Origin of the sequence: Providencia vermicola (assembly GCF_010748935.1) — a bacterium.
Lineage (GTDB): Bacteria > Pseudomonadota > Gammaproteobacteria > Enterobacterales > Enterobacteriaceae > Providencia > Providencia zhejiangensis.
In genome coordinates this window covers 3,398,059-3,414,116 of sequence record NZ_CP048796.1, presented here as the reverse complement: position 1 = coordinate 3,414,116, position 16,058 = coordinate 3,398,059, and the positions used below count along the sequence as shown (strand labels likewise).

General features: G+C 43.2%; 10 protein-coding genes and 2 rRNA genes. 4 read left to right on the top strand and 8 right to left on the bottom strand.

Annotated features, from left to right (window positions below; translation table 11 throughout):
• Positions 1 to 102: 102 nt before the first annotated feature.
• A 23S ribosomal RNA gene (locus G3341_RS15420) occupies positions 103 to 3,188 on the top strand.
• 119 nt (positions 3,189 to 3,307) lie between these two features.
• Positions 3,308 to 3,423 (top strand): 5S ribosomal RNA (rrf, locus tag G3341_RS15415).
• A 6-nt stretch (positions 3,424 to 3,429) separates the two neighbouring features.
• Here rrf and G3341_RS15410 read toward each other — a convergent pair.
• The gene (locus G3341_RS15410; RefSeq protein ID WP_163860651.1) at positions 3,430 to 3,627 is read right to left on the bottom strand and encodes a hypothetical protein; all 198 of its coding nucleotides are present in this window, start codon (positions 3,625 to 3,627) and stop codon (positions 3,430 to 3,432) included.
• A gap of 262 nt (positions 3,628 to 3,889) precedes the next feature.
• Here G3341_RS15410 and G3341_RS15405 point away from each other — a divergent pair, with 262 nt between their 5' ends.
• Positions 3,890 to 5,026, top strand: coding sequence for an immunity 26/phosphotriesterase HocA family protein (locus G3341_RS15405; protein WP_244316442.1), 1,137 nt, complete (start codon positions 3,890 to 3,892; stop codon positions 5,024 to 5,026).
• A 34-nt stretch (positions 5,027 to 5,060) separates the two neighbouring features.
• On the opposite strand, the gene G3341_RS15400 is transcribed toward G3341_RS15405, so the two are convergent.
• The 4 genes from G3341_RS15400 to G3341_RS15385 form a co-directional block, all read right to left on the bottom strand.
• Complete coding sequence (locus G3341_RS15400; protein ID WP_154624429.1) at positions 5,061 to 5,423, bottom strand: YfiM family lipoprotein; 363 nt, start codon at positions 5,421 to 5,423, stop codon at positions 5,061 to 5,063.
• 42 nt (positions 5,424 to 5,465) lie between these two features.
• Positions 5,466 to 6,821 (bottom strand): CDP-diacylglycerol--serine O-phosphatidyltransferase, encoded by a 1,356-nt coding sequence (gene pssA / locus G3341_RS15395; RefSeq protein WP_163862826.1) that lies wholly within the window; start codon positions 6,819 to 6,821, stop codon positions 5,466 to 5,468.
• A gap of 167 nt (positions 6,822 to 6,988) precedes the next feature.
• Complete coding sequence (locus tag G3341_RS15390; protein ID WP_195848189.1) at positions 6,989 to 9,625, bottom strand: bifunctional acetate--CoA ligase family protein/GNAT family N-acetyltransferase; 2,637 nt, start codon at positions 9,623 to 9,625, stop codon at positions 6,989 to 6,991.
• Between the two features lie 213 nt (positions 9,626 to 9,838).
• Positions 9,839 to 10,552 carry a tRNA-uridine aminocarboxypropyltransferase gene (locus tag G3341_RS15385; RefSeq protein WP_154624426.1) on the bottom strand — a complete coding sequence of 238 codons (714 nt, stop codon included), beginning with the start codon at positions 10,550 to 10,552 and terminating at the stop codon, positions 9,839 to 9,841.
• 171 nt (positions 10,553 to 10,723) lie between these two features.
• Between G3341_RS15385 and G3341_RS15380 the strand changes: the two genes are divergently transcribed.
• Positions 10,724 to 11,761 carry a tRNA/rRNA methyltransferase gene (locus tag G3341_RS15380; protein WP_163862824.1) on the top strand — a complete coding sequence of 346 codons (1,038 nt, stop codon included), beginning with the start codon at positions 10,724 to 10,726 and terminating at the stop codon, positions 11,759 to 11,761.
• Between the two features lie 434 nt (positions 11,762 to 12,195).
• Here the strand turns inward: G3341_RS15380 and emrB are convergent, their stop codons facing one another.
• From emrB to mprA, 3 genes are all read right to left on the bottom strand, one after another.
• Positions 12,196 to 13,695: a multidrug efflux MFS transporter permease subunit EmrB gene (gene emrB, locus G3341_RS15375; protein WP_231131859.1), complete on the bottom strand. Its 1,500-nt coding sequence runs from the start codon at positions 13,693 to 13,695 to the stop codon at positions 12,196 to 12,198.
• A 53-nt stretch (positions 13,696 to 13,748) separates the two neighbouring features.
• Positions 13,749 to 14,930 carry a multidrug efflux MFS transporter periplasmic adaptor subunit EmrA gene (gene emrA / locus G3341_RS15370; protein ID WP_163862820.1) on the bottom strand — a complete coding sequence of 394 codons (1,182 nt, stop codon included), beginning with the start codon at positions 14,928 to 14,930 and terminating at the stop codon, positions 13,749 to 13,751.
• Between the two features lie 214 nt (positions 14,931 to 15,144).
• Positions 15,145 to 15,672 carry a transcriptional repressor MprA gene (gene mprA, locus G3341_RS15365; protein WP_154624423.1) on the bottom strand — a complete coding sequence of 176 codons (528 nt, stop codon included), beginning with the start codon at positions 15,670 to 15,672 and terminating at the stop codon, positions 15,145 to 15,147.
• Between the last annotated feature and the right edge of the window lie 386 nt (positions 15,673 to 16,058).

Here is a 16,058-nt window from a genome sequence, read left to right as displayed (position 1 = left end):
TACATTGGTACGTGAGCATTGCGAGCACTGCCCAACGCAGAAGTTCACCACGCGCAGCCATTACCGGTCAGAACGACACGAAAAGACACCTTCGGGTTGTGAGGTTAAGCGACTAAGCGTACACGGTGGATGCCTAGGCAATCAGAGGCGATGAAGGACGTGCTAATCTGCGAAAAGCGTCGGTAAGGTGATATGAACCGCTATAGCCGACGATGTCCGAATGGGGAAACCCAGTGCAATTCGTTGCACTATCGTTTGATGAATCCATAGTCAAACGAGGCGAACCGAGGGAACTGAAACATCTCAGTACCTCGAGGAAAAGAAATCAACCGAGATTCCCCTAGTAGCGGCGAGCGAACGGGGAGCAGCCCAGAGTCTTAATCAGCATCAGCATCAGGAGAACGGTCTGGAAAGTCCGGCAGTAAAGGGTGATAGCCCCGTATCCGAAGGTGTTGGTGTTGTGAACTCGACGAGTAGGGCGGGACACGTGTTATCCTGTCTGAATATGGGGGGACCATCCTCCAAGGCTAAATACTCCTGATTGACCGATAGTGAACCAGTACCGTGAGGGAAAGGCGAAAAGAACCCCGGCGAGGGGAGTGAAATAGAACCTGAAACCGTGTACGTACAAGCAGTGGGAGCCCCATCACTCAAGTGCCTCGGCAATTGAGTGAGGGTTTAAACAACCACCACAAGAACAGCGCAGGATTTGCAAACAAGATTGGCTGATTTTTTCAAGCCGCAGCGCAGTGTACATAGAAGTACACGAGCAGCGGAAGTTAAAAAATCGGGCAAGATTGGCCGCAAAGACAAGCGGGACATTTGAGGATGGGGTGACTGCGTACCTTTTGTATAATGGGTCAGCGACTTATATTCTGTAGCAAGGTTAACCGTATAGGGGAGCCGTAGGGAAACCGAGTCTTAACTGGGCGATTAAGTTGCAGGGTATAGACCCGAAACCCGGTGATCTAGCCATGGGCAGGTTGAAGGTTGGGTAACACTAACTGGAGGACCGAACCGACTAATGTTGAAAAATTAGCGGATGACTTGTGGCTGGGGGTGAAAGGCCAATCAAACCGGGAGATAGCTGGTTCTCCCCGAAAGCTATTTAGGTAGCGCCTCGTGAACTCATCTTCGGGGGTAGAGCACTGTTTCGGCTAGGGGGTCATCCCGACTTACCAACCCGATGCAAACTACGAATACCGAAGAATGTTATCACGGGAGACACACGGCGGGTGCTAACGTTCGTCGTGAAGAGGGAAACAACCCAGACCGCCAGCTAAGGTCCCAAAGTCATGGTTAAGTGGGAAACGAAGTGGGAAGGCTCAGACAGCCAGGATGTTGGCTTAGAAGCAGCCATCATTTAAAGAAAGCGTAATAGCTCACTGGTCGAGTCGGCCTGCGCGGAAGATGTAACGGGGCTAAACCATGCACCGAAGCTGCGGCAGCGACATGTAAATGTTGTTGGGTAGGGGAGCGTTCTGTAAGCCTGTGAAGGTGTGCTGCGAGGCATGCTGGAGGTATCAGAAGTGCGAATGCTGACATAAGTAACGATAATGCGGGTGAAAAACCCGCACGCCGGAAGACCAAGGGTTCCTGTCCAACGTTAATCGGGGCAGGGTGAGTCGACCCCTAAGGCGAGGCAGAAATGCGTAGTCGATGGGAAACAGGTTAATATTCCTGTACTGGTGATAATTGCGATGGGGGGACGGAGAAGGCTAGGCTGGCCGGGCGACGGTTGTCCCGGTTTAAGGATGTAGGCAGGTGAATTAGGCAAATCCGGTTCACTACATGCTGAGGTCTGATGACGAGTCACTACGGTGGCGAAGTAGCTCATGCCCCGCTTCCAGGAAAAGCCTCTAAGCTCTAGATTATCATTAATCGTACCCCAAACCGACACAGGTGGTCAGGTAGAGAATACTCAGGCGCTTGAGAGAACTCGGGTGAAGGAACTAGGCAAAATGGTGCCGTAACTTCGGGAGAAGGCACGCTGGCGCTAGGTGAAGTCCCTCGCGGATGGAGCTGAAGCCAGTCGCAGATACCAGCTGGCTGCAACTGTTTATTAAAAACACAGCACTGTGCAAACACGAAAGTGGACGTATACGGTGTGACGCCTGCCCGGTGCTGGAAGGTTAATTGATGGGGTTATCCGTAAGGAGAAGCTCTTGATCGAAGCCCCAGTAAACGGCGGCCGTAACTATAACGGTCCTAAGGTAGCGAAATTCCTTGTCGGGTAAGTTCCGACCTGCACGAATGGCGTAATGATGGCCAGGCTGTCTCCACCCGAGACTCAGTGAAATTGAACTCGCTGTGAAGATGCAGTGTACCCGCGGCAAGACGGAAAGACCCCGTGAACCTTTACTATAGCTTGACACTGAACATTGAGCCTTGATGTGTAGGATAGGTGGGAGGCTTTGAAGTGTGGACGCCAGTCTGCATGGAGCCAACCTTGAAATACCACCCTTTAATGTTTGATGTTCTAACGTGGCCCCATCATCTGGGGTGCGGACAGTGTCTGGTGGGTAGTTTGACTGGGGCGGTCTCCTCCCAAAGAGTAACGGAGGAGCACGAAGGTTGGCTAAGCATGGTCGGACATCATGCGGTTAGTGCAAAGGCATAAGCCAGCTTGACTGCGAGAGTGACGGCTCGAGCAGGTACGAAAGTAGGTCTTAGTGATCCGGTGGTTCTGAATGGAAGGGCCATCGCTCAACGGATAAAAGGTACTCCGGGGATAACAGGCTGATACCGCCCAAGAGTTCATATCGACGGCGGTGTTTGGCACCTCGATGTCGGCTCATCACATCCTGGGGCTGAAGTAGGTCCCAAGGGTATGGCTGTTCGCCATTTAAAGTGGTACGCGAGCTGGGTTTAGAACGTCGTGAGACAGTTCGGTCCCTATCTGCCGTGGGCGTTGGAAGATTGAAAGGGGCTGCTCCTAGTACGAGAGGACCGGAGTGGACGCACCACTGGTGTTCGGGTTGTCATGCCAATGGCACTGCCCGGTAGCTAAGTGCGGAAGAGATAACCGCTGAAAGCATCTAAGCGGGAAACTTGCCTTGAGATGAGTCTTCCCTGACTCTTTAAGGGTCCTAAAGGAACGTTTAAGACTAAGACGTTGATAGGCTGGGTGTGTAAGCGTAGCGATACGTTGAGCTAACCAGTACTAATGAACCGTGAGGCTTAACCTGACAACACCGAAGGTGTTTTAGAGAGAACGTTGTGAAGCGCACGCAGAGTGCGAGAAATTAGCTTGTTCAAGATTGCTGTTCTGGTTGGTGTAAGCCGACGGGAACGAAAACCGAATTTGTCTGGCGGCAATAGCGCGGTGGTCCCACCTGACCCCATGCCGAACTCAGCAGTGAAACGCCGTAGCGCCGATGGTAGTGTGGGGTCTCCCCATGTGAGAGTAGGGAACTGCCAGACATCAAATTAGTGAGAAAGCCACCCGATGGGTGGCTTTTTTGCGTTTGGGGGATGTGATACCGTTTTATCATCCTTCTGCCTTACTGTCACCACCAACCCCATCCACGGCACTTCCTCACCAATCCTGCACCAGCGAACCGCATATTGATGGCCAATACATTGAGTAGAGATAAAGGAATGGCTCACTATTCGACTTATTTTCATGGTTGAGACCATTTTATAGGATGACTGGTGTTTATTTTTATGAATCGCAATCGGTATCTAAATAACATAATGGTTTAGATCGCTTTATCATACTGAGTACTCGATATCCATCTCATCAACTTATAGGTAAATAACTAGCAAAAATAAAAAAACTTTCTGGTATTGATAGGGGGAATGGATGATATTGATGACCAGCACTTTAGGTATTGTTATAGTTCAAATATTCAGATTTATAGAGGGATAGGTTATGGGGAGTCAATACATGGAAAATATCATCCTCACCAATGATGAAAGAGCGCTTTTTGGCTTGGAGTTGATATCCGCTCAATGGGATAGAGTTGAAATTAAAAAAGGGATGGCTGTTTATTTTGATGGTGATGATATCTGTAAAATTATCTATAACTATGAGCATATTGGTGATGGTTTTATCAATACCCTCTATATTGAAGAAGATAATTTAATTAAAACGAGAAATAGAGAATTCGTTTTGCCTAGAACAGCAAAAGGCAAAGAGAAAAAATTAAATTATACATCGATTAATGGCATGAAAAGTACGGGGTGTCGTTTTAGTTTAACTTTAAGCACTTCAGGAATTGGTGCGGCGTTAAATGTGACGAATAGCCAAAATAGTCTTCGTCTACCGATTCCATTTCCCCAGCAAATTGACACTGTTGAGGCGTTTCGCCAATGGTTAGCCACATTCGTGTCTTCAAGAGATGAACGTTATTTCTCCAAAGTGGAACGCATGAAAAATGCCCCGCGAAAGAATGTGAAATATAAGAATGGCGATATTTTTTGTTATGAAATAGATCTGGAATATTATGGATTTGCTCTGATTATAGGTCAGGTCAACAAAATAAAAAAAGCAGGCCTACTGAAGCAAGAGCATATTTGGAATGATCTCATGACGGTGCCCTTAATTGTCCGAACGTATCAGTTCAAAAGCCAAGAAAAAAATATGCCTATTGAGGAAATTATACAGCACAGCTTATCGGATTCATTTTTCATGATGGATGACCATGTTATGAGAGGTGTATATGAGGTTATTGGAAATAAGAGTTTAACTGCCGATGATATTGAGTTTCCCATTCAAGCGGGAAGATCATTATCTAATGACTCTTTTACTCGATTATGTTGGGGAGTTGGAATAAAAAGCCATCCAAATGAACATGCATCAATGCTACCTAGTGGTATTCAAGATATGGAGTTGTTGAGACATGGTGTTAATTTTGGTGTTAGTTTTTCAGAAATAAAAACCGTAGAGAGATGTAAAACACCGTTGGAAAAACAGGCTTTTGCCCATTTTGGTATCTCTGAAGAGATAACATTTGATGATTTTAATCGGCAATTTGGTGGTATGACTCGTGAAGAATACGCGTTATATGCGAATAAAAAGTAGGGGGAACATAAGTTGGTTAAATCATTACTGGTTTTTATTTTAAACTTTGATATAAGCTATAACCGGCGATAGAGCCCGCGACATCATAAGCGATATCATGCCAACTCCATCCAGTGCCACTGGGGCGGCTGTCATATAATTCTTTGACTACTCCGAGTGAAACAGAAAATAATATTCCAAATTGTGCAGCTTCTCGATGTTGCCAATTTTGTTTATCAGCATATGCATTACCGGCCATTGCCATTGCGGCTGAAAAAGCAAAATGTTGGGCCTTATCCTTTCCTGTCCATTTATCATTAGCGACACGAAAGCTTGAGCAACTTGCGGTATTGAATAATATGCCAATAAGCAAATAAGGAAGTATTTTTTTAAATCGTTTCAATTTATTTATCAACATAATGATATATGAAAAGCACCACAAGGGTGGTGCTACGATAAATTACAAGATACGACTGATTAAGCGGTCTACTCTAATTCGTCTTAAACGGCGAATGAGTTTTTTCACTTTGATTGGATAGGTTTGGATACTATCTAATTCACGATAATGATTCACAATTTTTGTATGAGTGCGAATGCATTCAAGTTCATGTTGACGCTGCTCTTGCATTTCTTGCTTTGGATCGTGGATCAATACGGCATTTTCAAGATCTAATCCCCATGCTCGAGGGTTTAAATTATTTCCGGTGATCAACTGCCATTGTGAATCAACCCACATACCTTTCAAATGATAGGTATTATCGCCATCTTTCCATAAACGAATAGTTAGCTGCTGACTATCAATAAATTTTTGTAAGCGGCTAACAAATCTACGTAGATTTATTTCATATAAATAAGGTAAAGCACCAATAATTTTAAATGGCTCTTCGGGGGGAATATAAAAATCATTAGCAGTTTTATCGCCAATAATTATTTCAACCTGTTTACCTTCACGTAGTAGTCGACTAATAATTCTGACTAATACCGCAGGGAGGTTAAAATAAGGCGTACAGATAATGAGCTTATTCTGTGTTGACCCCATTAAATGGGTAATGGTCCGGTTAAGATCATTTTTCTTACCTAATCCGACAAGCGGGGTAACTGCCAGTTCATTATTGTTAGCATTACCGTCAAAGTGATATGAACACCCTCTGAGTGAAAGACGAAATTGCTTGATAATATTTTTGAATTCAGCCGTTTTGGGTCTATTGGCTGAATTGAGTAGATGGATAGCATCTGATTTTAACAATGCGTCATCAATATAGTTTTTCATTGATGAAGTTAATTGTTTATTTTTGATTAACTGATATCGGTCATAACGATATTTTTCATGACGTTGTAAATAGACGTCATTAATACTCGCACCACTGTATAACAGGGTATCATCAAAGATAAAACCTTTAAGGTGTAAGACGCCTAAGGCTTCACGAGTATTCACAGGAATACCGTAAATTGGAATGTCAATGTCAGGGTACTGTTGTGAAACACTATAGTACCAATCAGCATTGGTTGAATTTGCCGCTGCTCCAATCCTTCCTCGTTGCGCGCGATGCCAATCAACCAGTATTTTAACTTCTAAAGACGGATTCGCTTGTTTTGCTGCATACAGCGCATGAAGAATATCTTTACCTGCATCATCTTGCTCTAAATATAACGCAGTGATGTAGATGCAATGTTGAGCGGTTGATATTTGCTCAAGCAAAACATCACGAAAATCTTCTGTCTTATATAGCGTTTTAACATCAGCAATAGATTGGGAGAGTTTAGGTAAACTCCCTAAATATTGTTGATGTTTTGCTTGTTTTAATTTTGACAACATCACAGTGTAAATTTTCTCTTATTAGTCTAATAGCAAATCGCTTTATTCAAATATACGCTAGGGTATAGGTTAGCGAATGATCCATGGATGATAGCATATTTAGCCAAACCATTTAGTATAAATTAAAATTCCGTTTAATTGTTGTACAAATTGGCGAAGACTATAACTTATAAATGTAATGTTAAGTTTACAACCCCTTCATCAAATTGAAGGTCAACGTCAAACCCTAGCTTTTTAGCTAAACTGATCATGTTGCGATTTTCAGGCATAGTGATCGCGGTAAGCTTTTTAATTCCATGTGAGCGCGTATAGCTCAGCAGCTTGCTCATGAGTTGGTAACCAAGTGTTAATCCTTTCATATCCGATCTAACAAGAACAGCGAATTCAGCTTCTTGATTATCAGGATCCGCCATCGCACGTGTGACACCAATAATTTCAGGGTTTGAATCTTGATTTCTTACGGCGACAAACGCCATTTCGCGGTCATAATCTATTTGCGTCATATTGGCGAGATCATCATGAGTAAACTCACTAATTTCACTAAAGTATCGATAATAAAGATCTTCTTTAGTAACCTGCGCTATAAACGATTTTAGTAATGGCTCATCTTCTGGCAGTATTGGCCTTAGTAAACAGCTGAGGTCATCTTTTAATGCGATCGTTTCTTCGAGTTCACTTGGATATGGTCGAATCGCTAATCTTGATTTTTGAATTTCGTGATCGGGAATTAAAGTCATTGAAACATCAAGCAAAGTAAATTCATCACCAGAAGCGAGCAAAGGATGGATATCAAGGCGTGCAATGTTTGGGCAATCAATGATTAGGTTGGAAACTCGTACCAGTAAGCTTGCTAAACCTGGAATATTTAAGGGGGCCAGCGCACTTCGCGCTTTGATTTTATACCCTTTAATCGCCTGAATGACCAGATATCGAGCCAGTGCCAAATTCAATGGAGGAAGGGCGACGGCGGCTTGGCTTTCTTGTTGCCACTCAATCCCCCCTTCACCTAGCATAATTAAAGGTCCAAAAACCGGATCGAGTTCAACGGCAATACGTAATTCTTGCGCTCCAGCACGGTTTGCCATACTTTGCACAAGCAAGCCGTCAATACGCGCATTTGGAAAGTTGGTTGATACACGTTCCATAATCGCTTTTGCCGCATCTCCGACTTCTTTGGCATTACGTAAGTAAAGCATAACCCCCTGAACTTCTGACTTGTGTACGATATCCGGTGAGCGGAGTTTTAAAGCAACGGGATAACCAATTTTTTCAGCTATTTCAATCGCTTCTTCACTTGAATGAGCTATCCATGTGGGTAAGCTATTTAGGCCATATGCCCGTAAAATGGGCTGAACTTCATGTGTATCTAAATGAAGTGTGTGATTTTGTAGGGCTTGCTGAATATAGGTATGCGCCTGCTGGGTATCAGCGGTGATTCCAATTGGCAGTGCCGGTGTTTCTTTTAACTGTTTTTGGTTACGGCGATACTCAACCATGTGCATATAGGCCGTTATTGCCCCTTCTGGTGTTCGATAGGTTGGGATACCGGCTTCACTAAAGAGGCGACGCGACGTTTGTGAAGAATATTCACCGCACCAGTTTGTCAGTATAGTTAGCCATTTACCCCTTGGATGCTGTTTGATCGTTTTTATCACTTTTTCAGCCATGGTTTTGCTGTCTGTTATCGCGCTGGGGGTATAAATCAACAATAGGGCATCATGATCATGGCTATCGAGCATTTTATTTAAAACATCGATGTAGCGATCAACGGTCGCATCATCACCTAAATCAATAGGATTTTGGGTTGATAGGTCAAGTGGCAGTAGCGAACTTAGTTCATTTTCCGTTTCTTGACTTAATGTCGCTAGCTTACCATTACGCTGTAATAGTTCATCTAGCGCCATTGCGGCAGGAGCTGCACCATTGCTGATAATGGACAAACGTTCCCCACGTAATGGTGTCATATAGCTCAATGTTTCTACAGCAGAAAACATTTCATGAGTATCTTGTACTCTCAGCAAGCCTGCTCGCTGAATAGCAGCATCGTAAGCTGCATCAAGGCTCGGTTTTTCGCCCAATAGCTGCTGGGCTTTACGGGTTCGGCCGCTTTTAATCACAAGGATTGGCTTATTCCGTGATGCGCTACGTGACGCAGACAGAAAACGACGAGCATCGCTGATACTTTCAAGGTAAAGCAGGATAGCACTGGTTTTACTGTCACGAGCCAGATAGTCTAGAAGATCGTCAATATCAATGTCGATGCTATCTCCCAGAGCAATAAAATAAGAGAAGCCAATATCACGATGGCGAGCCCAGTCTAATACCGTGTTAGACACGGCTGCGGATTGAGAAATAAATGCGAGTTTCCCCTTAAGAATGGGGATGGGGGAGAAACTTGCATTAAGCCCTTGCCATGGCGCTAAAATACCGAGGCTATTAGGGCCGAGTAAGCGCATTTGATATTGTTGGGCTATTTTTTTAAGTTCATTAAATTGAATCGATGGTGATGATAAAACGATAACGACATTACAGCCATATTCGCCTAGTTGCCTTAAGCAATCAGGATTTTTGGAATGATGAGTACAGATAACGGCAAGGTCGGGCTTTAAAGGTAGCTTATCAATCGAGGGATACGCGAGTACCCCAAGTATAGAGCTTCGATTAGGATTGACAGGGAGAATGGGTCCCTTAAAACCATTAGTTAATAAGTTTTTCATCATTACCGAACCTGCACGATTCGGATTCTCAGAAGCACCAATCACCGCGATTGATTTCGGTCTAAATAACGATTCTAACTGACTCAGTAAACCCATGGCTGATAACCTTTTGCTTTAGTGAGCGAAAACACCCTCAACGAATATAGAGATGCCAACTAATACTATGCCGTATTGGGTTATTAGTGCCAGTTTATCCTGATTATTTAATGGAATAATCTAATGACGTTCACGTTTTAAATCAGCCGCAATCTTCAAATTACATATTTGTTAATGAACCTAAAACAGTGTGAATGGTTTTTTCTACTCACAATGAGTTAAGCTTTTTTCTGCTTGTAGCTGTTTAGCGAGCGGATGATGAGGTTTGCCTTCTAAATATTTATCTCTAAATAAGCTGAAATGTTTAAAAAGCTGTTCGGAAGCCGGGGTGTCACCAGCCAATTCTAAGAGGGTAGCTGCAACTTCTGCGGTGCAATGTTGGTCTTCTTTTGATGGGGTGCGTAACAGGTAATCAGTACGTATTTTAGTGTTGATCGACAGCACGGGAATGTTATCGAAATAAGGGCTTTTACGAAACATTTTACGGGCTTCAGGCCATGTACCATCTAATAAAATAAATAAGGCCGGTTTATCCGAAATTGTCGGTTGATTAACGACGGTTCTGCCATTTTGGGCATAACTTTCTGGGAAAATAATATAAGGCTGCCGTGTTGGATCTTGAATGGCAGCGAGTAATTGAGGGGCAGGATCCGTTCTTGACCACTGAAAAGCCAGCGTATTGGGTAAAATATCTGCAATTAGTTTTCCGGTATTACTTGGCTTGAATACTTCGCCATCATACATGACTAAACAGAATTGACTTTTGGCTTGAGTTGGCGCGATATCTTGACACAGACATTGAGGGATAGGTAGCAAGCAGTATTGACAGCGCTTAACCCGACACCCTCGCGCCTTAAAAGGTTTTGTTGAAGTCGCTAAACGTTCTTGGCGTAATGTATAAACGGCATTTTTAGTCATGTTGGGCGTTGGTTTTCGATATCGATAAAACAAAGCGCGTATTGTACGTAAATCTGTTGCATGACGATAGCAGTATATTCGCTATCTTTTAGATGCAATAATAGTGGGAATCAGTGGCGTAGCTCGGTAACATCATGTAATCTTCGCGCCATAGCTTTGTAGGGGATAGCAATGAACGACTCGAATGATTTTAATGGTAAGAATGGCAAAGTAAAAGTGATGTATGTCCGTAGCGAAGGCCAAGATGACGGCAATAGCAAAGGTAAGCGTCAACAGGATAATAAGCGATCTCATGATAAAAGAGACGGGCGTCGTCATGATCGTACGGGTCGCTCCGATGATAGAAGAGGTCAGCCACCTCGTGAACGTTCGGCTTGGCGCATAGTATCGAAGCCAAACAGTGATGAGCTGATGAATGATCATGGTGGTATTTCTGGCAAAAGCCAAATCGATCCTGAGCAATTGCGCAAGCAACGTTTAGAAGAAACGCGTATTTATGGCGAAAACGCGTGTCAGGCCATGTTTAAGAACCGCCCAGATGCCATCGTGCGAGCTTGGTTCTTGCAGTCAGTGACTCCACGCTTTCGTGATGCGTTAAAATGGATGGCGGCAAACCGTAAAGCTTACCACGTGGTGGATGATGAAGAGCTAACCAAAGCATCGGGGACTGAACATCATGGTGGTGTCTGTTTCATCATTAAAAAACGTGGTGGTATGGATGCTAAAACCTATTTGCAACAAGCACCAGCGAAAGATTGTGTGCTCGCGCTTGAAGATGTGGGTAACCCACATAACTTAGGTGGCATTATGCGTAGCTGCGCCCATTTTGGTGTACAAGGTGTCATTCTACAAGATGCTGGCATGCTGGAGTCGGGAGCGGCGATCCGTACAGCAGAAGGTGGGGCCGAGCATATCAAAGCAATTGATGCTGATGGACTTAGCAATACACTGAACCATTTCCGTCAAGCCGGTTATACCATTGTGACGACATCCAGCCATAAAGGTAGTCAAGATATTGCGAAAGCACAGCTCCCTGAAAAAATGGTTTTAGTGTTAGGGCAAGAACGTGATGGTCTAAGTGACAGTGTATGGAACGAAGGCGATATGAGTCTGTACATTGGTGGTACAGGTAAAGTTGAAAGTTTGAATGTGTCAGTTGCGACAGGTGTGATGCTGGCGCAATGGTGGCAGCAAAATAAAGCCAAATAATCACGCGCATTTATGATATAGCTGCATATAAACAGTTTTTAACTGACTGGTTATATGCAGTATTTTTATGGCAAAACGACTTTTCTGTCTCAGGGCGTTTAACATCATACCCGTCAAGAAGGCCAATGCTTGTGTTTATCTAAATTCTTCACGAGACAAGCCGCCAATGCCAATATACGGCTACCTGTTATGTTGGGCTTCAAAGATAACGCCAACATACTGTACTAAAGAGAACTAATAACTATACAGCAAGTGAGATAGAAAGTAGGTCGTTAGCCAATAAAGCAGCGCATGCTCACGATGATATTTCTTGGCCGAGCGAATCGGGTATTAGACGCGGCAGAAAGAATCACGCAATTTGCTCTAAATGAAGGCATTAACCATTAAGATCCTGTCATCCAAGTCAAAGGAATAACGAGGATCTTAATTCATCACTAATGGGCGCCACCGCCACCTTTGGAACCTGCACCAAATGGCGGTTTGGCAAACCAAACAATCACCATGAGTAAAATAAAGATCCCTGCTGATAACCAAAAAATTTCATTTGCCGATAGGATCAGCCCTTGGTCTGTGATTGTTTTCGCTAAATAAGCGGCACTCTGCTGTTCATTCATGCCCATTTGCGCCAATTCACTATACATATGCTGAGCATTTGGGTTATAGGGGTTGATAAATTCTGTCAGATTCTCATGGTGCATGGCTTCACGTTGTGTCCACATCGTGGTGGTGATCGATGTGCCTATCGCGCCGGCTAACGTACGTGTAAAGTTGGATAAACTCGATGCCGACGCCATTTTTTCAGGGGGTAGCCCTGATAACGTAATGGTTGTTAAAGGCATGAAGAAACACGCGATTGCGAGCCCTTGTACGAATTGTGGCCATGCTGCCGCGGCAAATCCCATATCAGGCTCAAACGTATAGGCTCGCCAGTAGTAACAAACAGCATAAATAATAAAGCTGAACGTAACGATATAGCGCATATCAATCCGATTACCAAAACGACCAATGATTGGCGTGATCAGTAAAGGTAAGAGACCGACAGGGGCTGAGGCAAGCCCCGCCCATGTTGCGGTATAGCCATAGACTTCCTGCAATAATTGAGGCAGTAGTACGATGGTGCCGAAATAGAGCATATAAGCGAGACTGAGTGATAAGCAACCGATCGTAAAGTTCCGCTCTTTAAAGAGTGAAAGGTCAATGACTGGATGGTCATCAGTCAGCTCCCAAACAATTAAGAACGAAATGGCAACGACAGCAACGATAGTAAGAACAATAATTTCAGTAGAGTTAAACCAATCCAGTTCTTTTCCTTGGTCTAACATAATTTGCAGAGCACCAATTCCAACCACTAATAGCACTAAGCCAATAGTATCAATAGGTTGAATAGAAATTTTTGTTTCACGACCTTTTAGTGTCTGCATGATGGCAAAAATAATTGCAATACTAAAGGGGACGTTGATAAAGAATATCCAACCCCAATGGTAATTATCGCTAATATAACCGCCAAGTATTGGCCCACAAATGGGGGCAATCACGATGGTCATTGACCACAATGCTAACGCCATATTACGTTTTGCTGGTGGATAGTTATTAAGCAATAAACTTTGTGATAAAGGAATGAGGGGGCCAGCGACAAGCCCTTGTAATACACGAAATAAAATAAGCATCTCTAAGCTACCAGAGATGCCGCATAACCATGAAGTAAGAGCAAAGAGACCCGTAGACCATAAAAATAATCGTACTTCACCAATTCTACGAGCAAGCCATCCCGTTATAGGGATTGAGATTGCATTGGCCACGCCAAATGAGGTAATGACCCAAGTCCCCTGAGAGTTCGAGGCGCCGAGATTACCCGCGATTGTAGGGATGGCAACGTTCGCAATCGTTGAGTCCAAAACTTGCATAAAGGTGGCGAGCGAGAGGGCTATCGTCATCCATGCAAGTTTAGATCCTGTTAAAGGCGCATTTGTCACAATTACACCTCAGATTATTTGTTGCCTGAGTTACTATTAATAATATCAGTAACTATTTTGTCCGCAGGAGACATATCAATCGCCAGTGCAGAGGTATGGTAGGCCGGAGCATCACGCAGACCTTTTGAAAGCACTTTGCCATCTTTATTAAGCGTATCAACGGTCACTTCTGTGGATAGACCAATACGTAATGGATATTGTTCCAATTGTGTTGGGTCTAATGCAATGCGTACCGGTAAACGTTGAACGACTTTAATCCAGTTTCCTGTCGCATTTTGAGCTGGCAGTAAAGAAAACGCGCTACCAGTTCCCATATCTAATCCAACAACAGTGCCGTTGAAAGTGATATTTTTGCCGTAGAAGTCCGTAGTGACTTTGGCAGGTTGACCAATGCGCATATCAGCCAATTGAGTTTCTTTAAAATTAGCATCGATCCACATTCCCTCAGAAGGTACGATAGCCATCAACGGTGTTGCGGTCGTGATTTGTGAGCCTACTTGTACGCTACGGCGTGAAACATAACCATCAACAGGGCTGACAATTTTTGTCCGCTGTAACGCCAACCATGTATTTCTCACCTCTGTGGCGGCAGCTTCGACGGCAGGTTGTTTGGCTAATGGGGTATCTAGGATGATGGCATTATTTGCATTCAATTGTTCAATGGCAACTTCAAGAGCGGCTTTGGCGCTCACAACAGCTTCTCGCGCGTGTTGCAATTCTTCTTTACCAATGAGATTACTGCTGCCAAGAACTTCACGACGTTTTAAATCATTTTGCAGTCGCACTAATTCAGAGCGTTTCATATCAATGTTCGCTTGATATTGACGGCTATTTACGATTTGTTGATGGGTTTGGCGAACACTGTTTGCGAGCGTTGTTTTCGCTTTTTCTAAAGCTAGCTGGGCATCTCTAGGATCGAGTTCAACTAAGATTGTGCCACTTTTCACATAATCTGTGTTATCGACGTTAACCGTCATAACACTCCCCGATATTTGTGACTGTATCTGGACTTGATTACCTGCTACGTAGGCATTATCAGTCGTTTCATAATGACGTAAGACGAAGAACCAGTAGATAGCCCAGCCAACACCCACGACAATAAAAAGGAAGGTGAGAAATAGTAAAGCATTTCTGCGTTTTCTTTTTTTATTAGGGTGTTGATTAGGGGTTGATTGAATTTCCTCATGGGCACTCATTCTGGTGTTCTCCGCTCATCGGCATTTTAGATCACGAATGTTCCCAGTAGTTAGCGCTAACCACTGGAAACTGAGACAACAACTGATATATTTGCTTGATGGGATATCTTAAGCACAAGATAGAAAGGATAGCGAAATCTTTCAGACAGAAAAGTCTTTTTTCGTCTTTTAGCTTATAAATGCCTCAAATACATTACCCACAAAATTATAGTGGTTAATAATTGCTATAATCTTTAACAGTATCTAGCTTAATTAGTAACTTACGCATCAATTTGTTGAGTTGTTGTTGCTCTTCTAGCTCTAATACAGACCAAATATCTTTTAAGGCAGTGTGCTGAGGCGGAAGTAACCCAGCTAAAAACTCAGAGCCTTTTTCAGTCAGGTGAAGATGTAAGCACCGGCGGTCATTGTGACTTTCCTTACGCTCAATCCAACCATTTTTTTCTAACTCATCAGCGATACGCGTTGCATTGGTTCGTGAAGAACCTAAAGCTGCACTTAGCTCAGAAGGTTGAATACTTCGAGAATCTTTTGTATCTAGGATCATTAACGCCATAAACAGTGTTTCGTTAATCCCTTGTGCCTTGAGCATATTGTTACGTGACTCAAGGAGTTTACCATGAACATGCATACAAAGACGCGTTAGGAGGATCTCCTGATAGGGAATAGGATTGTTATGCGAATTTTGCTGTGCGACACGAGCATTTAATAGCTCTTCTGTCGGAGTAAATGAACTTTCCATTATTTAGATACCTTATTAGTTTCAGTTGGTAAGATTACAACTGTCATCAACCATCTAAATGGTATATCAAAAGCTAAAATTAGCAATTGTAGTTAATTGATATCATCAAATTTATTTTGATAATGATACATAATTCATAAATTTTATGAATGTAATTTACTCGGTTTAGTATAGCGTAATTCTATCATTCTGCCTTTTAAATTAGTTTATAGGAGTAAAATAATCATTTTATTTTATTTTTAAGGCTGATAGTCACAGAGTAAAACAAAATAAAATCATGTAATTACGATCTAAACTACGGTTACATTCATTATTCAACAGGATTTGTAAACCTTTCATCTATCAGCTATATAAAATCAAGTGGAAACTAACTCATTGATCATCAT